Genomic DNA, 21,204 nt, shown 5'->3' on the forward strand with positions numbered 1-21,204 from the left:
ATTATATGCAAAATGTTGTAACTAAAAGGCTGAAAGCAAATATAGATAAATACTAAATCTAAAATTTTATAGTTTTATTTAAATTATTTTTGACGAATTTTTGACGGCAAAAATATATAAGGAGCTAATCGAAAATGATTAGCCCCTTGCTTTGGTTAAAAGATAACAATTTAAAACATAGATTGTGATGTATTATACTATAATATAATAATTTGAGCAATAGAGAATTTCTGGAAATGCTAAATAAGAGAAAGAACTCCTAAATATAGGAACTCTTGTGAGATTAAAAGTTTCTAGGAACTAATCATTCAATTACATTCTAACATATATTTATAAAAATTCAATAAACTACACAGGAATAAATTAATATATCTAGGATATACTATCAATGAAACTTTGTTACAATCATTCTTGCATAACTTGTTTATAGGGGTTCCGGTTACTACGGGGCTTCTATATTTTTATTATAAACAAACTTTATAAATATAGATTCATGGTTAAAATTTATGCTATAATAATTATCAGGAGAATAAAGTGTTTTTAGTTAGTCACTCCCCAGGGTTTATCTCTTACAAAGGAGTCGTTGCGGTTAATTTGACAGCAGAGGGGGTGACATAAATGAGTGATTCTATTACTATTACATCTATAGTATGCGTTACAATAGTAAGTATAGTAGGCATTTTTGCTATGCTTGCATACTTAAAAGAAAGAGCCATTCTTAAATATAAGAACAGCTCTAAACACAGTAATAATGAAATATCTATTACTGCGGATAGTGATAAAGAAAATAACTCAAAAAACTAAAATGCACCCATTCCACTAAGTGCATTTTAGCTAACTAACAAACATTAATTTTACTTAAAACCGTAACGGCTTCTTAAGATATATTATATCTACTTTGTATCTATATTATACCACAATAATTTTATTTTTAAATACATCTCATGTTAAAGTTCAACTTTAGAAAATGTCTCATTTCTATAAAAAGTAAATTGGTTTAAATACGCCTTATGATAAAGTTTAGTTACGCAATAATATAACAAAAATAATCTAAATAAATAATACTCTAAATAAGTAACTTCATTGTTTCTAAGTTGTTTAACAATAATCTTATTAACTTATTCAGGATAAAAAAATAAACACCCGGCATTAACCAAATGCTTATTTTCCCCTCTAAGTATTTTACTTAGGACATATACTATTATATATGTAAATTATTACCAAATCAAGTGTTTATTACTATTTTTTAATTAAGGAAATGTTTTTGCTCTATAATCAAAAGGGTTATACAAGTATGCGAACAATAAAATTTTGGCATTAAATAATTTTTAAAATATGTATCAGCACCATTCGTAAAGCGTGTGGTGCTGATGCATAATATACTTATCCTTCTCCTCCATCATCAATCAACCAGGGTGAATTTTTATCTTTTCTAACAAGAATGATCCATTTTTCATATGTTCCACTATCTTCAGGTCCGATTCCATCCTTTTTATATTTAACTGTGTAATTGACTTTATAAATTTTTACATTCTCTGCTTTTGCACCATTTATTATTCCCCTGCCATATTTCATATACCCTTCTTTCTCTGATGGACTTGTATCTTCCACTATGCTGTTAAGTTTAATAGATTTAAGATTTTCATCTAATGACGGCCCGCGAAGCCATTCTGTGTGTGTTGAATTCACCCCTTTTACGTTTTTTTCATTATAATATCCAAAATAATTTTTTATTACCTGCTCCGGTTGAAGCAATTGGCCTTTAGCAGTTATTATATTGCTGCTTTTATTCATGTCTTTTTTAAAAACAATATTAAAACCTACCAATGATATTACAGTTATTACCACAATCAGCACTGCCAATATTATACCCCTTTTTTTCTCTTTCATATTCAACATATTCTCCAGTCTCCCCTTTAATATTTTCTTATTATTAAATCCTGTAATCAGCAGTAAGATATTGTATATCATATCATTTCTTTTATAATGCATGAGCTCATGTTTTAAAATAAACTCCATTTCTCCGATATCATATGAAACCCTTCATCACCTGCTTTTAATCCAATGATCCAGTTCATCCAGATCATCATCGGTAATATCATTGTCCTCATGCAGCGTAGTAATAAAACTTTTTAAAGAGCCTTTATGAAATTTACGGAAAAATTCTCTGGTTTCAAATTTACGATATTCTTCTTCAGTCACAAGGGTTGTATAATAGGTTCTCCTTTTCCCTTTTGCTGCAGTTATAAATTTCTTCTTTGCCAAACGGGACAAAAGAGTCAGTATGGTTGTGTTTTTCCAGCCTTTTTTCTTTTCTATAATACCCACAATTTGCTTGGAAGATATTGGATTCTGGCTGTTCCAGACAGCCTCCATAACTTCCAGCTCGGATTCAGGAATCTTTATAATTGACAATATAAGTCGCCTCCACAGTATCAATTTTACATTTGTAGAATATATTTGTAAAGATTTTTTATTCCCTGAAAATATTGTAAATATGACAAATAAGTATAAATTATTAAGTCCGCTTTTTTATCAAGTGATTCTTAGGTTCAGATGGAGTTTGCTAATAAGGAATACTTTACTCCACCTGAACCTTAGCAGAACTTATCCAGGTGCATAGCGGTGCTTATCTCCCACTTTGAGAAAAGCAGATGTCCCAAATCTTTGATTTGATAACAGTCGCTTTCACAGAGTGCGCTGGGAGTATTAGCACTGGTAGCGTTCGGATAAAAAACTATAGACTATTTTGGTCCACAATGCTATAATGTTTTATAGACCAATCAGGTCGATTAAATAAATTGAATTAGGAGGCCGTCAGATGTTTGAAAAGTTTCATGCATTGGAACCTGATAAACAAAATAGAATACTCAATGCAGCAATGAAGGAGTTTAACTTAAGGGGTTACAAGAACGCATCTACCAATAAGATAGTAAAAGAAGCCAGTATAGGCAAGGGAATGCTGTTTCATTACTTTCACAGTAAAAAAGAGCTGTATTTATATCTATACGATTATTCAGTAAAAACTCTGATGAATGAATTTTACGGAAAAATAGATTTAAGTGAAAGAGATATCCTAAAAAGGCTGAGACAGGTGATTGTCATGGAATTTACCCTGATAGGCAGATATCCGGATATGCTTGACTTTGTAAAGTCCGCATACTTCGAGGAATCAGAGGAAGTGAAAGATGAGCTGGATATAAGAAGCAGGAATTATATTGCAAGTGGAAGCAGTAAAGTGCTGCAGGATGTGGATGTTTCCAGATTTAAAGAAAATGTGGATAAGGACAGGGCTGTTCATGTAATTATGTGGACACTAGAAGGTATTTCTGCAAGAGAGCGGGAAAAATTAAAAGTTTCCTCCCTGAATGAATTAAATTATGATAATTTTCTAGCAGAACTTGACAGCTATCTGGATTTGTTCAAAAGCACTTTTTATAAATAATAGATAAGAAGGAGATTTTAATTATGAGTACTATGATAAAAAGTTTCAAAAATCTGACTCCTGAGGAAAGGCCGCTTGCAGGCGGCAAAGGTGCAATGCTTTCAAAAATGTATCAGGATGAGTATCCGGTGCCGGAGGGATTTGTGGTTTTACCCTCTGCTTTCCATGAAAATAAACTTAGAGATGAGGCCTGGAGTGAAATACAGAGTCTGCTGAAAGAAATCAGAGATAAAAATGCAGGCTGCCTGTTTGCAGTGAGGTCCTCCGCATTAAGTGAAGACTCTGCAGCAGCTTCCTTTGCAGGAGAATTTGAAACTGTTTTAAATAGAAATACAGATGAGGAAATAAAGGAAGCTATCTATAAAGTGTTTCAATCAAAGGAATCATACAGAGTAAAAGCTTATACCTCTGTACAAGGCATGGACCAGTCCCATCAAATTGCAGTAGTTATCATGCTGATGGTTCCATCTGAGATATCCGGCGTATTATTTACTGCAGATCCAATTACCGGAAGCCACGAAAGCATGTCCGGTAATTATGTATACGGGCTGGGAGAACAGCTTGTATCCGGAGAATCCAATGCATATCCCTTTAAATTATTCAGGCCAAAGGGAAAATACGAAGGGCCGAAGGATTTTAAAAAATATTCTTCAAAATTATTCAGATATGCTTCCAGACTGGTAAAAAAACTGGGATGTCAGCAGGATATTGAATGGGCAGTTTCCAAAGGGAGGCTGTATATATTGCAGGCAAGGCCAATTACCACGCTGAAAGCATATAATCTGGACACCTACGAGATGAATGATTCTCTGGACGGGGATTATCTATGGACAAATACCAATGTAGGTGAAGCCATGTCTGATGTTTTTACTCCCTTAAGCTGGTCTGTAATAAGAACACTTGATGAGGAACAATCAATCATTCCCAATTATTATCTGTTTTCAGGCAATATATGCGGAAGAATGTACTCCAATGTCAATGTGGCATTGTCCATGTATAAGGCATTTGGCAGAGATTATAAACCGGTGCTCAAAAAAATGAACTATATATTTGGAAAAACCACAAAGAACATGGATATTCCCATATATCCCTTTTCAGGTTTGCAATTATTAAAGGTTATGCTTCCAAGAATAGGATATATGTTAAAATGCTCAAGAAAAATTTCAAGATCAATACCTCTCTATATAAAAGATACACCTGCATGGTGCAGAAATATGAAAAAACGTATAGAACAGGTAAATGACGGGAATGAATTACTTGAATTATGGAAAGAAGAACTCTGGCCCTACAACTGTAAAATATTATTGGCGGGCCGCTATGCACCCAGAAAAAAAATAATGGCCCTGTTCAAGCTCAATGAAAAACTTCCAGAGCTTTTGGGAAAAGAAGCTGCAGATGCTTTGCTTTCCAGTTTAGGCGGCAATTCCAGCCTTGAAAGCCTGGGGCCTGTTGTTGGAATTTCAAAAATAATCAAGGGAGAAATGACCAAAGAAGAATACATGTTGAAATATGGTCACAGGAGCCCTCATGAATTTGAATTATCCATACCGGATCCATCAGAGGATAAAATGTGGCTTGAAAAACAGATAGAAGAAAATAAAAGAACGGGAGTGGATGCGGAAAGCCTGCTGAAAAATCAGGAAAAACAATATATCCTGGAAATGAAAAGATTAAAGAAGAATTTTCCATCTAAGTATGCTCAAATAAAAAAGCAGATTGAAGAGGCCTATGAGGGAAGTTACATCAGAGAGGCACTGCGTTCGGAATGGACCAGGGTATTCAGGGTCAACAGGACTTTTGCACTTAAAGCCGGCCAGATGACAGGTATTGGCAATGACGTCTTCTTCCTGTATATTCATGAAATCCTTGATTTACTGACAGGAGACAGATCAGCTCTGGAGCACATACCTGCAAGGCAAAAAAATTACGACAGCTACAGAGCTCTGCCTGCCCTTCCGTCCATTATCAGAGGTCGCATAGATCCTTATAAATGGGCCAAAAATCCAGATAGAAGAGTGGATTATTACGATTTTACCTCACCTGCTGATACAATGAGTTCAAATTTTGAAACACTGAAAGGTTTCCCGGGAGCTGCAGGCAAAATTGAAGGTCCGGTTCGAATTCTTAAGGATCCGGAAGACAGCGGTCTGTTCCAGCCAGGTGAAATATTGGTAGCATCAACCACCAATATAGGGTGGACTCCCATATTTCCGAAAGCCGGAGCTATCATTACGGATATAGGTGCACCATTATCCCATGCAGCAATTGTAGCCAGAGAACTCGGTATTCCGGCAGTTGTTGGATGCGGCAGCGCCACTTCAAAACTTAAAACCGGTGATAAAGTTTTGGTTGACGGAAGTCGTGGAGAAATTCAGATTTTAGATAAATAACTGCATGTAAATATAATCAGATTTTCCGGACTTGCCTGCCATACAATTACAGAAGTATAGAAAAATATAGTTCAAGGCAAAAGGCAATCAGCTTTATTCTGCTTAAAAGAAGTGCTACATTGAACCTGCTGAAAAACAGTCAATATAACACTTCTTTAATGAAGATTTTTACATTATGGCAGCTTCTTTTTTATAATATCTTGATAGTATGATGGTAATTCATAATTTCTGATATGCTCAAATTTTTCAACTTTAACTCTGCCTGTTGAATTTATTTTAATAGTAATATAATCAAGTCCTACATCAAGGTGTGGACCAACATAGGGATGAAGTTCTAATTTCACACAAAAATCAACTGTTTCATTCCCACCCAGTCTATCTATGCTCAATACAGAAATATCATAAGGTGCTATTACAGGAGATACTGATAAATATTCTTTATAGTAATTATCCACTGCATTCTGTAAAATAGGCAGTAATAGCGTCACAAGCATATCCTGATATAATTTCTCTTTTGAATTTTGAAGTGCAATACAATGTTCTCTCAATCCAAATTTAACATAATTATATGAAGCAGCCTTAATATTTAACGGAATATAGAAAATTATCAACAACGCTAAAAATAAAGTGTACAGTGACTTTTTCAAACCTATCACCTCAACAAGGGCTTTTTTAATAGACTGTCATTATTTCAAAGCAATTATACAATAGTCTGATATTTCATATTATCTGCTCATTTAATTACTAAACTTTTTAAAGCAAAATTACCCCGCTAATGAAATATCCCTGTAAATCCTGCAGCTAATACCACCACTGCAAATATCATTCTATACACTGCGAATATTCTCATAGGTTTCCTTTTCAAATAAAGTATAAACTTGTTGACTACTATCAAAGCCACTAAAAATGATACCAGAAATCCTACAGCAAGAGATATTATTTCCATAGATGTAAGGTTTGCCATACCGCCAATCTTCAATATCTCCAGGGCGCTCATCCCCACCATAACCGGAATTGCCAGGAAAAAGGAGAATTCCGCAGCAGCAACTGTAGAAAGCCCCGATACCCATCCGCCTATAATTGTTGAAGCCGAACGGGACATTCCCGGAATTATGGCCAGGCATTGAAATGTGCCAATTATCAGGGCCTGTTTTGCTGTAACATTCAATCCACTGTCTCCGACACTTTTATTCCTGAATTTATTCTCAGCATATATCATCCATATACCGCCTAAAAACAAAGTCACTGCCACAGATACCGGTGTGAAAAGGTATTTGTCTGCCAGATCATCCAGCAGCAGCTGACAGATAACTCCAGGAATGCAGGCAATAAATATGACAAACCAGAATTTGAATCCGGATTTTTCATAGCCCACCTTCTGCGGAAGAACAAACTGACAACGTGGATACCCACATAGAATTTACACTAGAATTTTCATTGACAACTTCATCAAATATTCCATTTACAAAATCCTCTTCCTTATAGGTTCCAAATTCATAACTTGATGAGCCACGGCTGCTTTTATCCAAATTAGCTTCACTGAGAATGATTGTTTCGATATTCTCCCTGCATTTATTGGCAAGTTCAAGTGCAACAGGCCCGCCCAAGCTATGTGCAAAAACAATTTCGGGATAATCAAATGATCCGGCACAGCCCAGGCCATGAATAAATAATATTGGCGTATCTTCACCAGGTAAGTCGTGATACCTGATCTTGCTGTTCATATTGTCTACTATGTATTCTTTCATATAAAAGATCCTCCTATTAAATATAAATACTTAAAATCTTCTTAAGCATTAAGCAGATTGGAAATTTACAAGCTTTATTATTCATCATATTTTATCCACATATTCATACCAGCGCCATCGTTTTCATTGGGACGTTTGATAAAACCAAGCTTTTCATAAAATGGTTCTTTGCCTTTAACTGATATTAATACAATTTTAATTTTCCATTCTGATTTAAGTTGAGATTTTAAAAACAATATTAATTCTCCAACCATTTTCTTGCCGATTCCGAATCCTTGATGTGATGGTAATACCATCACATCAGCTAAATAGGCAATATATCCACCATCCCAAAGGATTCTGGCGCTGCCAATTATTTTATTTTTTTCATAGCAACTAACCACCATCCTTGAACGGTTAATGCCAGCTTGAGCCTGCTCTTTATTTAAAGTGTCCCAACCTACCGCATCTCTGAGTCTATTATAATCATCAACACTAATTCCATTTTTATATGAAAAGTCCATTTTATCATCTCCATCACAAATTACTAATCTGTCTACATTTTATTTAAATAATCTTTACTACACATTTAAGTACTATAGGTAGATTATAGCATTATATACAATAACCTGCCCCACTGAATAATTTTTTTATATAGCCAAATTTTAAGAAATCACTTACCCACCTATATTATGACTTACCTTTAGCGACTCAATACCATTTGAAAAATCCAGCATAACACCCATACTTATGACACTTCCTCCCCTGGATTACAAAAGATATTTCAAGTGGATTACGAGAGGAGACGAGACAGCTGAAAAAAATGTTTTAAAATGGCTTGGATCGGAAGAGAAAATTTACAATTGGCACAAAACGTACAGTGAAATGATCACAGAGGTGGCTCATAGGACAAAAACTGCTTTGATTGACGTGAGATCGGAAATTCTCAAACAAGATGACTACAATAGATTTTTGTGTATAGACGGTATTCATCCTAATTTAGATGGACATTCCCTGATTGCCAGTGTAATACTCAATTTTCTTAAAGACAATTACAGCTTTTTATTGATTTAATCAATTTAATACTGCTGGATTAATCAAAAAACTGGTTTCTATATTTTGAAAGAAACCAGTTTATATTTCTATATGGGCAAAATTCACCCAAACTCAAGAATCAATTTGACAGCTTTTATTCCTTGCCTATTGGAAAATAAACTTCCGTTATAAATTCATCGGGGCTGCATTTAGATTCGGGACCCTTTATATATTCATCATGGGGGGCTCCAATTATTTTGTAGGAATTTTTGTCAATCCAGTCTAGGATTTCCCTGTAGGATTCACCAATTTCACTATAGGGACCTATAAAGGTTGTATGGCAGTATAGGCCTCCTTTTAGAATTCTTGTTGATATTTGGGGCGTTTTCAATTCTCTGTCCACAGGTATGCAGATCTCTATGTCCGCATTATTTGGATCAAAGTCTTCATCATAGTACAGAGTCATTATGTTTCCCTTAATGGATAAGTTGTTACTGGAGACAGCTTCGAAGACTTTACCGATTAAATTTCCTATATTGTCCATTAAAATAGTATCTCTCAGACTCAAAACTCTTGTGTCCTTTAAGGTATCTATTGAAATATTGAAATTTCGCTTTGAATTCATTATATCTTCACCTTTCTCTAATTTATTTAAAGAATCTTTTAATTCAAGCAGAATATTCTTGGAAGACTGTATTTGAAATTCAATTTCATGTATCTGCTTTGACAATAGTATGGTCAAAGTGATATTGGTACTGTCTTCCATAATTTGTTTTATCTGATTTGATGAAAATCTGTATCTTCTGAGTTTATTTATTTTCAATATATCCTTTACCTGGTGCTTTTCATAATATCTGTATTGATTTTCAGGGTTGATAAAGCTTGGCTTTATCAATCCCAGGGTATCGTAATACCTGAGCATCCTGGTGGAAATTCTTCCAATTTTCGAAAATTGACCTATAGTATACATAGAATCCTCCTAAATCTTATTCCTCTTCGAAGCGGTTAATTATATATTAAACTTTCACATAATGTCAAAGTCAATAGATTTTTGTAATTTTCTTATAAAAAGCTGACCTTCTGAGTTTATTGAAAAAAATGAACTCAATAAATTTGAAGTACAGGACTTAATTCAATATTTTGAGTGTACTTTTGAGCTGAGCCGATATGGAAAACTGTTTAGAACTTATTATTTTCCCATACTGTTGTATACAGCCAATGCATCGGTAATATTATATTGTTCCGAAGGGTGATCCCCTCTGGCACCAGCTGAAATCAGAATATATTCTTGTCTTCCCACCTTGGCGAGACTGGCGAGACATAGGCCAGCTTCATCGGTATATCCGGTTTTTCCTCCTAAAATTTTTCCGTCAATAATATCTTGATTTTTGAGCTCTTCAAACATGGTACTGTAAAAGGTTATCCCGTCGGAATGCCTATTGGTAGGTGGTGTGGAATGACTGGAGGAAGTAAAAATCTCCCTGAAAGTATCATTCTGCAATGCATAGCTTAAAAGGACAGCCAGATCCTTCACTGTTGTGTAGTGGTTCCCATCATGAAGTCCGGTGGTATTTTCAAAATGAGTATTGTCCATACCAAGATCTGCCGCCTTTTGATTCATGATTTTTACAAAATTCTGCTCTGATCCCGCAATTTGATCTGCAAGCCCGATACAGGACTCCGCACCGCTTGGCAGCATTACTCCGTATAACAGATCCACTGCCCTGACCTGCTCACCAGGCCGAAAACCTGCCATTGATGCACCTGCCCCGTACAACCCCTGAAATGTGGAGTTGGTAAGTCTTATTTCCTCATTAAGATCAGGTAAGTTTTCTATTGCAACAATAGCTGTCATAATTTTAGTCAAGGAAGCAGGATAGATTTTTTCTTCGCTGTTTTTCTGCATCAGGATAGCATGATCTTTTAGACGGATCAGAATTACATTGCTGCTGTTCAGCTTATTAGGAGATATGGAGACAGTTGAATCTGGATCCACCTTGAAAATATGTTGGCTTTCTGGGGTGATGATGGCTTTATAAACATCAGAGGCAATAACAGCTATCAGTAAAAATATTATAAATATGCATATTATTGAGTTTCCATTTTTTACCTTTTGTATCATATAAAACAGCTCCTTATTCTGTACTGATATTATTTAACCACAGAAAAAAGAGCCATGTTGGAATTCTATCTTATGAATTTCTTAAGATTTTCTTATGACGGTAGCTGCATGTTCATGGCTGTAAAAATAGGAATAGAACTTATTAAGGAGGAAATCACCATATCTTAAGGTTTTATTAAGACATTTCTTTTTTTAATATGCTATTATAAACGAGTTAATTACAACGGAGGTGAATTTAATGTTTATTATTATGATCTCGATTACATGTTTTATTGGTACTTTGCCATTCTTGATTCCATACTACATGCTGCTTACTTCTCAAAGCAAAAAGATTGGCTGTAAACTGTCAATTGAACATTTCATAATGGTATATATCTTTGTGTACTACCTTACTGCTGTGCTGAGTTTTACTGGTATTCCTTCCATAAGTGATATTGTTCATAACAGCTCTGGAGTAATAACCTCAAAGGGGTTGAATCTTTCGCCCTATGAGGTTAATCTGATTCCATTTCTCTGGATTACAGAGGGTGCTCGTCCATATATAGAAAACATATTGCTTTTTATACCCCTTGGATTTATGCTTCCATGTATCTGGAAAAAGTATGAAGTGTTATGGAGAACAGTACTATCCGGTGTTACATTCTCTCTTGCAATAGAATTGAGCCAGCTGTTCAATAGAAGAATAACGGATATTGATGATTTACTGATGAATACTATAGGAGCGTTGATGGGATGGGTAATTTTCAAGCTGCTGAAAGAACATTTGTCAAAATTGCAGGACAGGGCTTCTGCCCAAAGTACCAGTATGGAAAAAATTCCATTGCTCCTTGATAAAGAGGAATGCTTTTATATGGCCAGCGCATTTGCCGGTATGCTCTTTGTGTTTCATCCATTTTTAGTACCTTTACTGCAATTGGTATTTAAAATTAGAATTAATGTATAAGTGGAAGCACCACAGTAAAGACTGTGTTTTCTGTATTACTTTGCACGAAAATATTGCCTCCATGGGCGTTTACTATTTCTTTGGCAATAGCCAGCCCAAGTCCCGCACCACCTGTATTGGTAGAACGGGATGTGTCCAGCCGAAAAAATTTCTCAAATATAGTCTCCAGTTTTTCCTGAGGGATAGGATTACCTTGATTGGTAAAAGTTATAACAATATTTTTGTCCTTCCGTTCAGCAGAAATGTCAATGACGCTGTTTTCATAGCTGTAGGCTATTGCATTTTTCAGAATGTTATTGAACACGCGGGCCAGTTTGTCTGCGTCTCCCCACAGAGTGAGGCTGTCAGGTACATTGACAGACACCTGTTTTCCCTGTGGAGTCAGTATTGGATAGAATTCGTCCGCCATCTGCTGGAGCATGAACAGTAAGTTGATTTTTCCTTTATTCAAAACAATAGCTTGAAGATTAAATCTTGTGATCTCAAAAAACTCATTTATAAGCTGTTCTAGTCGATAAGCTTTTTCCAATGTGATACCCACATATTTTGCCTTCTGTTCAGGAGGCATATCAGGAGCTTCATCCAGAAGACTTAAGTAGCCTATAACGGAGGTCAGAGGTGTTTTTATATCATGAGCCAGATAAACTACCAGATTATTTTTGCGCTGCTCCGCATCAAGAGCAGCTTTCTTTTGCTTTTCCAGGTTGCTTTTTATCTGATTAAGCTTATTTTCCATAAAATCCAATTCCGGCGATAATGTAATTTCTTCATCGGATTCCTCAGTAAGCTTATCCATTTCAGTACTTATTTCATCGAAATATTTGGTGAACCATGAAACAGAAAACCGAAAAAGGATAACTAAAAATATTAGAATTGCAACAAAAAGAATCATTTCCATATTGTTGCGGATCACCAGCTGATAGATTTCCTGTGCATCCGAATTTTCAAAATGAAAAGTGATGACTAAATATTGAACGATACGATCTCCGATCTGTCCGCGAAGGATATGACGCAGTAGATAAACAGTCACAGCGGCGGCAGCTGTAATCAGAAGCATTTGAAAAAATACTTTCTTTTTCAATTTCGAATAATCATTTCTTCGTTTATGTATCTTACTTTTCAATTTTATAGCCAACCCCCCATACCGTTTTGATATATTTAGGATGCTCTGCGCTGTCCTGCATTTTTTCCCTTAAATGCCTGATATGAACCATTACAGTATTATTGCTGTTGGTAAAATACTTATCTCCCCATACCTTATGGAACAATTCATCTGAACTCACCACCCGTCCGCGTTTGGAGCAAAGGACCCAGAGGATTGAAAACTCTGTAGGAGTGAGAGACAGCTTTTTTTCATTCAGCGTACATTCATGGGTATCCATGTCCAGTACCAGGCCGGAAAAGGCAATCAAGTGTTCTTTCTGGTTTGGCTCTGCAGAATTATATCTGGTAAATCTCCTGAGCTGCGCCTTGACACGGGCAACAAGCTCCAGAGGGCGAAAGGGTTTTGTTATGTAATCATCTGCACCTAATGTCAATCCGGTAATTTTATCAATTTCCTCTTCTTTAGCAGTCAGCATGATAACAGGAAAATTATGATTTTTCCTGATTTTCCGGCAGAGAGTAAAGCCATCAATATCCGGCAGCATGATATCAAGTATCGCAAGCTCTAACCGTTCCGACTCAACACACCGGATAGCATCTTGGCCGTTATAAAATTTGTATATTGTAAAACCTTCATTTTTTAAATAAACTTCAATTAAGTCCGCTATGGACTTCTCGTCGTCTACAACCAAAATATTGATACTCATAGGTTCTGTCCTTTCTTCCTGATTAAACATTTATTATTATAGTACTGCAAAACAAAAATTTACATCATAATAATTTTCTTATAATTTTTCAAACAAATTGGATTTTACCTTTCGGGCATTTATTCTAAAACCATTTGAATATGTGGAATTCCATCTTCTAAAAACTCCTCTGATACTTGCTTAAATCCTGCTTTTTCATAAAATTCCTTTGCGTAAGATTGAGCCTCTATTTTTATTCTATCTGCATTCATCCTCTCTTTTGCAACCTTTATACCCTTAATCAATTCTATTAAAAATTACTGTCCGTTCCTTAAGAGAAATCTTTCCAACTTGATATCCATATTGAGTTAGCTCCTTTTTATATCTTAAAAAAGAATGATCCATCTCAATTCCTGCTATATCATGTATTTCATCGAAAGATAATTTCATTGACGGGCTGCCATTCCTTTGGATGTATTCCCATAAAGCTGTATATTTACTCATAACATTTTGCTCCTTTGTCAATTGAGTAATTCGCTTTAATTTAATATAGTGAATTAATTCTTACTTAATGCCCTCTATTTCAGATTTGAATTTATTCTCCCAGTTCTTTTCTTAAATCTTCTATATAACGCGATTGCTGTCTTTTTAGATAAAAACCTGCAAATAAATTCATTATAGGATTATTTACTGATATCTCTTCTGTAAATTTAACCTGCGTACCATCATTAACAGGACTAAAAACCCCAATCCAATGGCCATTCATATTTACTGTTACTTACAACTACTTCCCACACTATTTTAACATCTGCTTTAAATGCAGCAGTAATTGTTGATTTTCTCATAGTATACATTCTCCCTGATAAATTACTAATCTATAATACCCAACGTTAAATTGGGATTTATTTATTAAATGAACCAATCTCAATAAGATTGCCCTCTGGATCTGCAATATAACATGTCCTTTGACCCCAAGGTTCTGTTGTCGGTTTCATCACTGAGTCTACTCCTTTAGAAATGATATTTTCATATACTAAATCCACATCCTCATGTTTAGGAACACTTAAAGCAATCTCATAATGACCATTTATACCATTAGCATAATTGAATCGTTTATTCGTCATTTTTTCAAAATCATTTCTTCCGTAAAACATAAACAATATTCCATCTTTTTTTAACATTACATTTGGTTCTTTTCCATCCCAATGAATTTCAAATCCAAGGATATTTTTATAAAACTCAACCATGATTCTCATATTACTAACAAATATTCCAATACCATCCAATTTCATTTTAATCTTCCTTTCAAGTCACTTTTTCTTTTTTAATTTTGGAGTAGGAAGTTCTTCATACATCTCCATAATCAGTTGATATAGGAGCTCTTTATTATCAACATTCTCAACCAAAAGCATTGCTTTTGCAACATCATAAGGTTATTCTCCCATCATTTTTCTAAAAGAAATATCATCCTTAAATTATTCTTATTTATCATATAAAAATCAAGTTACTTTTCATCTATTTTTACTCTTAACATTTTATTCTTAACTTTTACTGCATATTTTAATTCATATGCTGGTACACCATTATTAATTGTTTTTACAATTTCATCCATTTCCTTTTTTATCTTTTCTTCATTAACATACCAGACAAGTACAATTGATTTTTCTCTCCAAAATGCCCCGTTATTAATACCAAGTAACCAATATTTAGGTTCATCATTTTTTGCCTTATACATTACACGTGACGCTAAAACTTTATAAAAATCGATTTTCCATCATACGATTTAATTATGATTTTTCCTGTTGTTACAATTACATTATTAGATAAAGTTTTGTTATTTTCAGTGTTATTTATCTCACCTAGCATTAAATAATCTTTATTTCTCATTTTAACAATAATGTGTCATAAAACTGTATCGGCTAATCTCAATTAAGGTATAATACCAAATCCCATAACAATTAATATACAGTATATAAATAAAATTATATTCCCACCAAACCCTACCTTGGACAAAACTCTACCAACCTTATTTTCTTGTATATTTGAAGGTTTGATATAGCCTATACCTAATACCCAGTAAACAAATAATAGAAATAAATTCAAACTACTTAAAACCATTATTGGCAGCCATTCAGAATCGCTTATTCTTAATTTCACCATCCAGGCATATATGCTAAAAATAAGTAATAAGCATGATAAAATAACTAAAGTGGTTCTAACAAATTTAATGATCTTTTTAATAATAACACCTCCTAAAATTCATATTTTTTCTTTTTTGGTTGGTGTATAATAAATTACTTTTGCGTATCAACTACTAATAAAACCATTTTAATCTCATTTCCCAAATTACTATTTATAATATTCAACATTAAATTGGAATTTGTAATTACCACTATCTATAACTTGATTTTGACTCTATAACATCTTTCTCCACACCTAATAATTTCTTTAGAATATGCTTTATATCATTTTTGCTTAATAAACATTTCGGTCCTATACATATTTCTTCTATAGAATCAGGATCAAAATCTAGTTTCACAAACTCTGTGATATTATTACTTTCAATAACCCTAAAATCATGTTTTAATTCTATTGATTTCCATTTTTCTTGAAATGCACCATGGCTATCAACTATTTTTTCGAATTTCATATCATTACAATAAATTAAACGAATTTCTCTTTCTTCACTAAAAGTGGGATTTTTGTATTTTGCAAGCTCAGGTATTAATTCATGTAAAAAAACATCTATTTGTTCTTCTTTCATAGTAATCTTATGTTCTTTAAGTACTGTCCCCATTTCATCAGCTACAACCTCAACATCATTTTCTATTTCACCTTGCACGATATTATTTTCATAAATTATTTCTCTAATCAATAAATTGTCTGCTATTTTTAGCTTTTCTAAATCAAACCCAATAGAAACCCCTTTTCCGCCTTCTGCATATGCTCTCCATTGACTTAATATATCTGATTCTTTTGAAAAGCAACAAATATATATGCTCATCTGTCCCTTAGAATTTAGACACTTTACTAATTCCTCAAAAGTGAAATCTATATTTGAGCGCATTTTCATCATATTGAAAACTGATTCAAAATCATTCTCATTGCTTTTCTCATCGTTCAGTCTATCCAGATACCACTTTATTTCTAAATTATCATTCATTTTCAATGGATCTGAAAGATAAATTTGTTTACTTTTTAAAATGTTCAAAAACGTGCTCAAAGAGCAATAGTAATAGCCTATCATAAAATACCTCCATTACAAATTACTATTTTATAAATGCTAGGCTTTAAATTAGAAATTTATCAACTTAAAAAGTCAAACGCATATCATACCAAACTGCTCCGCCATGTGTTGATTCTGAAATCCCTTCATTTTTAAAACCAAATTTTGCATAGTAGTGCAGCAGTTTTTCTTTGCAGGTAAGCACTAACCCCTTACGTCCCTGCGTCCTGGCATCGGCAATAACCTTATCGATTATTTTTTCTGCACAACCTTGTCTGCGATACTCGGGGATAGTATTTACACCAAAAATCATCTGCCACTGACCATTTTCATCATGTAAACTGGCATCTTCAAACATCTCATCGCATAATTTTGATTCATTTGTCACCATTCCATTTACAAAGCCAACTAGTCTTCCATCATCCTCCAAAAGCCAAAAATGATTAGGATACACAATTAATCTCTTTTTAAAATCGCTTTCTGAAGCAGCTTCCGCTGCCGGGAAGCATATTGACTCAACAGCAGTAATGGCTTGTAGATCTTCAATGGTTGCAAGTCTTATATTCATATTTATTAACCCCTTTATTTATTACAATTACTATTTGTCTACATATTGTTCAAATATTTTTTACTACACATTTAAGTGCTATAGGTAGATTATATCATTTTATACAATATCCTGTACCTTTGAATAGCTTTTTTTACATATATTAAAGATATTAAAAAGCCTTAATCACTGGCAAAACAGCAATTAAAGCTTTTTAGTTCTTTAGATATAAAAATAAATTTTTCCGGATTTTATCATTTCCATATACCCAATTATAGAAATAGATGACATACAAAAATCAAATGAGCAGGTAAAATACAAAAAAACAAAATTATATACCATTATAATTTCCATGAAGCAGCCTCCATCTGTATCCCGGTCATATGCCTGTATATTCCATTTCTTCCTGCCAACTCTCCTGGCGCACCCTGTTCAGCTACAATGCCATTTTCCAATACTACAATTTTGTCAACACCTGCTACCGCTCTCATTCTATGCGCAATAACAAGTACCGTTTTGTTTCTAATAAGCCTGGATAAGGATTCCTGTATCATAGTTTCATTTTCTACATCCAGTGAAGCTGTGGCTTCATCCAGCAGTATAATAGGTGCATCCTTCAAAAATGCCCTGGCAATGGATATCCTCTGCCGCTCGCCGCCGGAAAGTTCAGAACCATTCTCACCAATTACAGTATTCCACCCCTGCGGCAGTTTCTCCACAAACTCACTGCAATGAGCCAGCCTTGCGGCCTGTATGACTTCTTCATCCGAGGCATCTTTTCGGCCAATGCGGATATTCTCCATAATAGAATTATTAAATAGTGTGACATCCTGAAAAACAACAGCATATAGAGACATGAGAGTTTCGGGATCGATTTTTGAAATGTCCATACCGCCCACAGTAATTTTTCCTCTGCTGACATCCCAGAATCGTAGAGCCAATCTTGATACAGTGGTTTTTCCACCTCCGGAGGGGCCAATCAGTGCAGTAACTTCCCCCTGTCTGGCAGTGAATGATACATCTTTCAATACAATTTCACTGCCATTATAGGCAAATGCAACATGATCAAATACGATATCACAACCTTTATTTGTAAGTTCTTTCGATCCCGTCTGTATTTCATGTCCAAGAATTTCATCCATACGCTGGCACTGGATATCGGCGGAAATAATTGCTGCCAGATTCTGCAGTGACATCTGCAGAGGATCGTATAATCTTGATACCAAAAGCAAAAACATAAAGAAGGTCAAAACATCCAGGCTTCCATCTACAAGAAGTATTCCACCAACCAATGCAACTGTGGCAATTCCAAGTTTTAGAACCATCTGTGCAGCTACAACAAAAACAGCAGTTCCAAGTTCTGTAATAATTGCACGCTTCTCAACAGCTTTAATTTTTATATCCAGCTCATTCATATATGCCCTTTCCGCATTGTTTGCCTTAAGATCCCTCAAAGATTCCAGGCATTCCTGAATTCCATCTGCGCAATCCATCTTTACCTTCATCTGTTTTTTTCCCAAACTGTGCTGTACTCTTGATGAAAAAAGGACAATTATAAAGGAAACAGGAAGCACCCACAGTGCTGCAATGGCCATACGCCAGTCAAAGAAAAACAAGCTCAGTGCAATGATAAAAGTTGAAATAATGGAACCGGCAAGTTCCGGTATCCAGTGAGATGATGCTGTTTCCAATGTGGAACAATCTGCCATAATGGTACTTGTCAAATCCGATAAATCCTTCTTCCCGAAGAAAGAAAGTGGAAGCTTCCGCAATTTCTCAGCAAGTGATATTCTCCTGACACCACTCTCCAGATATGTTGCAAAAAATGTTGAATTATATTGAAAATACGTTGCTGCAAATATAAGTACAAGACACACTGCAATTCCAAATACATAAAGTGAAATATGACCATCACCAATATTTTTATCCATCAAATCATAAACCAGATAATAAAGAAGACCTACAGGCAGTATAAGTACAATATTTGATAATGTACATGCAGCAAATGCTTTTATCATATCTTCTGCGCCTTTTTCAGAAAGGGCATATTTATGCCGCAGTCTTTCAGCCAATGTCATTTTGCACACCAACCTTCCATTTTACAGCACTGTTATACTCCCTCCACATATTTGAGTATAATCCTTGCTGCCCTATTAATTCAGAATGACTTCCGGATTCACATATTTCCCCGTTTTTCATTACATAAATGCGATCCGCCCTCATTACAGTGGATAACCTATGTGCTATCATAATTACCGTTCTTCCCTTTGACAAAGCAGAAAAGGCAGCTTGAACCTTGGATTCATTGTCGGGATCGGCAAATGCTGTTGCCTCATCAAGTATAAGAATTGGTGCATTTTTAAGCATTGCCCTTGCAATGGAAATACGCTGTTCTTCTCCACCTGAAAGATAATTTCCATTTGTTCCAATTATGGTGTCTATTCCATCTGAAAGTTTTCCTATAATATCGTCACACCTGGCATCCTTCAAGGCCTTAAGCACTTCCACTCGTGTTGCATCCGGCCTGGAAAGACGGACATTTTCAAAAATTGACATTTTTAAAAGTTTGCTGTTTTGAAAAACAAAAGAAACATTATCCATCAATTCTTCTTTGGATATATTTTTTACATTCACCCCGCCTATGGTAATCCTGCCACTGTCAACATCCCAGAAACGCGGTATTAAACTTGCCAGGGTTGTTTTTCCGCCGCCGGAGGGACCTACAAAAGCCACATGCTGCCCGGAGGCAATATTGAGCGAAACATGGTTCAGTGCATTTTCCTCTGCACCTTTATAACGAAATGATACGTCATGAAACGCAACCGAATTGTCCTGCGGATGTTCATGTTCTTCACTGTCATGCAATGGTTTCATCTTCATTATGCTGCCAATTCTCTCCATTGCATCCTGAACAATCATAATATTTTCACTGGAGTACATAATCTTGTTCAAAGTAACTGTTATAACAGGTGTGATGATTATATAGAACAGCAGATTCAACAGGAACTCTCCCGTGACCCCATCCGATGTAAAAAATAAGGCCGCCGATATCAGCACTGCAAAAACAGCATTAATAGCTGTGGTGTAAAACATCATGGGCAGACGCAAATCTTTTGTATAGGAAATTACCCATTTCTGATAATTATCAATTGATGCCTTAAATCGCTTAAAGGAAAAAACAGATTGTCCAAATGTTTTTAATACCGATATCCCCCTAACGTATTCAACCGCCTCATTTGACATTTGCTCCAAGGAATTCTGATATTCCTTCATTTTTTGCTTCATTCTGCTTCCAGTCATTACAGACATAATTCCAAAAGCAATTACAACTGGTATCAAGCTCAGAATACCAAGCCGCCAGTCAAATACTAAAAGCATTGCGAGAAGACCAACAGGTGCAGCCATGGCACCTGCACGATCAGGCAATTGGTGGGCCAGATAAGTTTCCGTAGCTGCACTGGACTCATTTACAATTCTCCTTATCTTTCCGCTTCCAATATCATCCATAAATCCTAAAGGCAGTGTACTGATATGGTGCATGGCCTTCGATCTTATATTTGCCTGAACCCGAAATGCGGCAATATGGGAGCATAGTAAAGCAGCTATATAAATAAGTATGGACAGAGCAGAAAAAATTACAGCCATCCAGCCGTACTGCACCAGGTTGTTGGAATAAGTAAAACCCGGGGTAGCTTTCAGAACCTCCCTGATAATCCTCCATATATATATAAATGGTATCAGCGCCACAAGTGCACTTGCTGCAGACAATACCCAGGAGGCCATTGTCAGGTATCTGAATTTCCCTGCATATTCAAATAGAGCTGACATAATAGATCTTTTCTCCATTTTAAATTCTCCTCGTATAATAAGTTTATAGTCAGTTAAATGACTGCTATAAACTCATTTATTTTTTATATTTTAGTATAGATGAGAAAGCATCTGTGCTTTTCTGTGGGGATTCTCCCAATTCCATAATTGC

Annotated in this window: 22 protein-coding genes and 1 pseudogene; 5 read left to right on the forward strand and 18 right to left on the reverse strand. The window is 35.1% G+C overall.

Translation table 11 applies throughout. The features are described from left to right. Window positions 1-618 precede the first annotated feature (618 nt). Window positions 619-804 (forward strand): hypothetical protein, encoded by a 186-nt coding sequence (locus J5G60_RS07045; protein WP_150357777.1) that lies wholly within the window; start codon window positions 619-621, stop codon window positions 802-804. 579 nt (window positions 805-1,383) lie between these two features. Here the strand turns inward: J5G60_RS07045 and J5G60_RS07050 are convergent. Continuing rightward, window positions 1,384-1,899 (reverse strand): DUF4829 domain-containing protein, encoded by a 516-nt coding sequence (locus tag J5G60_RS07050; protein ID WP_236035195.1) that lies wholly within the window; start codon window positions 1,897-1,899, stop codon window positions 1,384-1,386. Window positions 1,900-2,046: 147 nt separating this feature from the next. Beyond that, complete coding sequence (locus J5G60_RS07055) at window positions 2,047-2,415, reverse strand: BlaI/MecI/CopY family transcriptional regulator (RefSeq protein ID WP_150357775.1); 369 nt, start codon at window positions 2,413-2,415, stop codon at window positions 2,047-2,049. A gap of 406 nt (window positions 2,416-2,821) precedes the next feature. On the opposite strand from J5G60_RS07055, the gene J5G60_RS07060 reads away from it, so the two are divergent. Further along, window positions 2,822-3,445: a TetR/AcrR family transcriptional regulator gene (locus J5G60_RS07060; protein ID WP_150357773.1), complete on the forward strand. Its 624-nt coding sequence runs from the start codon at window positions 2,822-2,824 to the stop codon at window positions 3,443-3,445. A gap of 23 nt (window positions 3,446-3,468) precedes the next feature. After that, a complete protein-coding gene (locus J5G60_RS07065) occupies window positions 3,469-5,835 on the forward strand; it encodes a PEP/pyruvate-binding domain-containing protein (RefSeq protein ID WP_150357771.1) in 2,367 nt (788 codons plus the stop codon). Window positions 5,836-6,008: 173 nt separating this feature from the next. On the opposite strand, the gene J5G60_RS07070 is transcribed toward J5G60_RS07065, so the two are convergent. The 4 genes and pseudogenes from J5G60_RS07070 to J5G60_RS07085 all read right to left on the reverse strand — a co-directional run bounded on the left by J5G60_RS07070 (window position 6,009) and on the right by J5G60_RS07085 (window position 8,086). Then, complete coding sequence (locus J5G60_RS07070; protein WP_150357769.1) at window positions 6,009-6,482, reverse strand: DUF3888 domain-containing protein; 474 nt, start codon at window positions 6,480-6,482, stop codon at window positions 6,009-6,011. Between the two features lie 125 nt (window positions 6,483-6,607). Further along, window positions 6,608-7,219, reverse strand: a pseudogene (locus tag J5G60_RS07075) (undecaprenyl-diphosphate phosphatase); the annotation flags it as partial. Continuing rightward, complete coding sequence (locus J5G60_RS07080) at window positions 7,200-7,583, reverse strand: alpha/beta fold hydrolase (RefSeq protein WP_229982004.1); 384 nt, start codon at window positions 7,581-7,583, stop codon at window positions 7,200-7,202. The pseudogene J5G60_RS07075 and the gene J5G60_RS07080, both read right to left, overlap by 20 nt. A 77-nt stretch (window positions 7,584-7,660) precedes the next feature. After that, entirely contained in the window at window positions 7,661-8,086 is a 426-nt protein-coding gene (locus J5G60_RS07085) for a GNAT family N-acetyltransferase (protein WP_150357765.1), read from the reverse strand. Window positions 8,087-8,312: 226 nt separating this feature from the next. Here J5G60_RS07085 and J5G60_RS07090 point away from each other — a divergent pair, with 226 nt between their 5' ends. Beyond that, on the forward strand, window positions 8,313-8,636 hold the full coding sequence (locus tag J5G60_RS07090) for an SGNH/GDSL hydrolase family protein (RefSeq protein WP_150357764.1): 324 nt from the start codon (window positions 8,313-8,315) through the stop codon (window positions 8,634-8,636). A gap of 115 nt (window positions 8,637-8,751) precedes the next feature. Here J5G60_RS07090 and J5G60_RS07095 read toward each other — a convergent pair whose 3' ends face one another. After that, a complete protein-coding gene (locus J5G60_RS07095) occupies window positions 8,752-9,567 on the reverse strand; it encodes a MerR family transcriptional regulator (RefSeq protein WP_150357762.1) in 816 nt (271 codons plus the stop codon). A gap of 219 nt (window positions 9,568-9,786) precedes the next feature. Beyond that, window positions 9,787-10,719 carry a D-alanyl-D-alanine carboxypeptidase family protein gene (locus tag J5G60_RS07100; protein ID WP_150357760.1) on the reverse strand — a complete coding sequence of 311 codons (933 nt, stop codon included), beginning with the start codon at window positions 10,717-10,719 and terminating at the stop codon, window positions 9,787-9,789. A gap of 238 nt (window positions 10,720-10,957) precedes the next feature. Here J5G60_RS07100 and J5G60_RS07105 point away from each other — a divergent pair, with 238 nt between their 5' ends. Continuing rightward, window positions 10,958-11,662, forward strand: a complete 705-nt coding sequence (locus tag J5G60_RS07105; protein WP_150357758.1) for a VanZ family protein — start codon at window positions 10,958-10,960, stop codon at window positions 11,660-11,662. Here the strand turns inward: J5G60_RS07105 and vanS are convergent. The 10 genes from vanS to J5G60_RS07160 all read right to left on the reverse strand — a co-directional run bounded on the left by vanS (window position 11,652) and on the right by J5G60_RS07160 (window position 21,071). Then, window positions 11,652-12,797, reverse strand: coding sequence for a vancomycin resistance histidine kinase VanS (vanS, locus tag J5G60_RS07110; RefSeq protein WP_378062355.1), 1,146 nt, complete (start codon window positions 12,795-12,797; stop codon window positions 11,652-11,654). The two genes, J5G60_RS07105 and vanS, sit on opposite strands and share 11 nt — an antisense overlap. Next, on the reverse strand, window positions 12,775-13,473 hold the full coding sequence (gene vanR / locus J5G60_RS07115; RefSeq protein ID WP_150357754.1) for a VanR-ABDEGLN family response regulator transcription factor: 699 nt from the start codon (window positions 13,471-13,473) through the stop codon (window positions 12,775-12,777). The genes vanS and vanR overlap by 23 nt, the downstream gene beginning before the upstream one ends. Window positions 13,474-13,592: 119 nt before the next feature. Beyond that, on the reverse strand, window positions 13,593-13,724 hold the full coding sequence (locus tag J5G60_RS07120) for a GNAT family N-acetyltransferase (RefSeq protein WP_229982009.1): 132 nt from the start codon (window positions 13,722-13,724) through the stop codon (window positions 13,593-13,595). A 25-nt stretch (window positions 13,725-13,749) separates the two neighbouring features. After that, on the reverse strand, window positions 13,750-13,956 hold the full coding sequence (locus J5G60_RS07125; protein ID WP_150357752.1) for a hypothetical protein: 207 nt from the start codon (window positions 13,954-13,956) through the stop codon (window positions 13,750-13,752). Between the two features lie 398 nt (window positions 13,957-14,354). After that, window positions 14,355-14,744: a VOC family protein gene (locus J5G60_RS07135; protein WP_150357750.1), complete on the reverse strand. Its 390-nt coding sequence runs from the start codon at window positions 14,742-14,744 to the stop codon at window positions 14,355-14,357. 212 nt (window positions 14,745-14,956) lie between these two features. Continuing rightward, window positions 14,957-15,187 (reverse strand): hypothetical protein, encoded by a 231-nt coding sequence (locus J5G60_RS18860; protein ID WP_236035197.1) that lies wholly within the window; start codon window positions 15,185-15,187, stop codon window positions 14,957-14,959. A gap of 657 nt (window positions 15,188-15,844) precedes the next feature. After that, window positions 15,845-16,699, reverse strand: a complete 855-nt coding sequence (locus J5G60_RS07145; RefSeq protein WP_150357748.1) for a DUF2971 domain-containing protein — start codon at window positions 16,697-16,699, stop codon at window positions 15,845-15,847. A gap of 64 nt (window positions 16,700-16,763) precedes the next feature. Beyond that, a complete protein-coding gene (locus tag J5G60_RS07150) occupies window positions 16,764-17,246 on the reverse strand; it encodes a GNAT family N-acetyltransferase (protein ID WP_150357746.1) in 483 nt (160 codons plus the stop codon). A gap of 320 nt (window positions 17,247-17,566) precedes the next feature. Beyond that, a complete protein-coding gene (locus tag J5G60_RS07155) occupies window positions 17,567-19,297 on the reverse strand; it encodes an ABC transporter ATP-binding protein (protein ID WP_170065751.1) in 1,731 nt (576 codons plus the stop codon). Continuing rightward, window positions 19,290-21,071, reverse strand: coding sequence for an ABC transporter ATP-binding protein (locus J5G60_RS07160; protein ID WP_150357744.1), 1,782 nt, complete (start codon window positions 21,069-21,071; stop codon window positions 19,290-19,292). Before J5G60_RS07160 ends, J5G60_RS07155 begins: the two co-directional genes overlap by 8 nt. Between the last annotated feature and the right edge of the window lie 133 nt (window positions 21,072-21,204).

Origin of the sequence: Clostridium sp. HV4-5-A1G, assembly GCF_900184915.1 — a bacterium.
Classification (GTDB): domain Bacteria; phylum Bacillota; class Clostridia; order Clostridiales; family Clostridiaceae; genus Clostridium_B; species Clostridium_B aromativorans.

What these genes read in the sequence shown, in the direction of transcription:
- J5G60_RS07045 (WP_150357777.1), top strand. Translation starts at nt 619, where the DNA reads ATGAGTGATTCTATTACTATTACATCTATAGTATGCGTTACAATAGTA.
- J5G60_RS07050 (WP_236035195.1), bottom strand. Translation starts at nt 1,899, where the DNA reads ATGTTGAATATGAAAGAGAAAAAAAGGGGTATAATATTGGCAGTGCTG.
- J5G60_RS07060 (WP_150357773.1), top strand. Translation starts at nt 2,822, where the DNA reads ATGTTTGAAAAGTTTCATGCATTGGAACCTGATAAACAAAATAGAATA.
- J5G60_RS07065 (WP_150357771.1), top strand. Translation starts at nt 3,469, where the DNA reads ATGAGTACTATGATAAAAAGTTTCAAAAATCTGACTCCTGAGGAAAGG.
- J5G60_RS07080 (WP_229982004.1), bottom strand. Translation starts at nt 7,583, where the DNA reads ATGAAAGAATACATAGTAGACAATATGAACAGCAAGATCAGGTATCAC.
- J5G60_RS07085 (WP_150357765.1), bottom strand. Translation starts at nt 8,086, where the DNA reads ATGGACTTTTCATATAAAAATGGAATTAGTGTTGATGATTATAATAGA.
- J5G60_RS07090 (WP_150357764.1), top strand. Translation starts at nt 8,313, where the DNA reads ATGACACTTCCTCCCCTGGATTACAAAAGATATTTCAAGTGGATTACG.
- J5G60_RS07095 (WP_150357762.1), bottom strand. Translation starts at nt 9,567, where the DNA reads ATGTATACTATAGGTCAATTTTCGAAAATTGGAAGAATTTCCACCAGG.
- J5G60_RS07100 (WP_150357760.1), bottom strand. Translation starts at nt 10,719, where the DNA reads ATGATACAAAAGGTAAAAAATGGAAACTCAATAATATGCATATTTATA.
- J5G60_RS07105 (WP_150357758.1), top strand. Translation starts at nt 10,958, where the DNA reads ATGTTTATTATTATGATCTCGATTACATGTTTTATTGGTACTTTGCCA.
- vanR (WP_150357754.1), bottom strand. Translation starts at nt 13,473, where the DNA reads ATGAGTATCAATATTTTGGTTGTAGACGACGAGAAGTCCATAGCGGAC.
- J5G60_RS07120 (WP_229982009.1), bottom strand. Translation starts at nt 13,724, where the DNA reads ATGAATGCAGATAGAATAAAAATAGAGGCTCAATCTTACGCAAAGGAA.
- J5G60_RS07125 (WP_150357752.1), bottom strand. Translation starts at nt 13,956, where the DNA reads ATGAGTAAATATACAGCTTTATGGGAATACATCCAAAGGAATGGCAGC.
- J5G60_RS07135 (WP_150357750.1), bottom strand. Translation starts at nt 14,744, where the DNA reads ATGAAATTGGATGGTATTGGAATATTTGTTAGTAATATGAGAATCATG.
- J5G60_RS18860 (WP_236035197.1), bottom strand. Translation starts at nt 15,187, where the DNA reads ATGTATAAGGCAAAAAATGATGAACCTAAATATTGGTTACTTGGTATT.
- J5G60_RS07145 (WP_150357748.1), bottom strand. Translation starts at nt 16,699, where the DNA reads ATGATAGGCTATTACTATTGCTCTTTGAGCACGTTTTTGAACATTTTA.
- J5G60_RS07150 (WP_150357746.1), bottom strand. Translation starts at nt 17,246, where the DNA reads ATGAATATAAGACTTGCAACCATTGAAGATCTACAAGCCATTACTGCT.
- J5G60_RS07160 (WP_150357744.1), bottom strand. Translation starts at nt 21,071, where the DNA reads ATGGAGAAAAGATCTATTATGTCAGCTCTATTTGAATATGCAGGGAAA.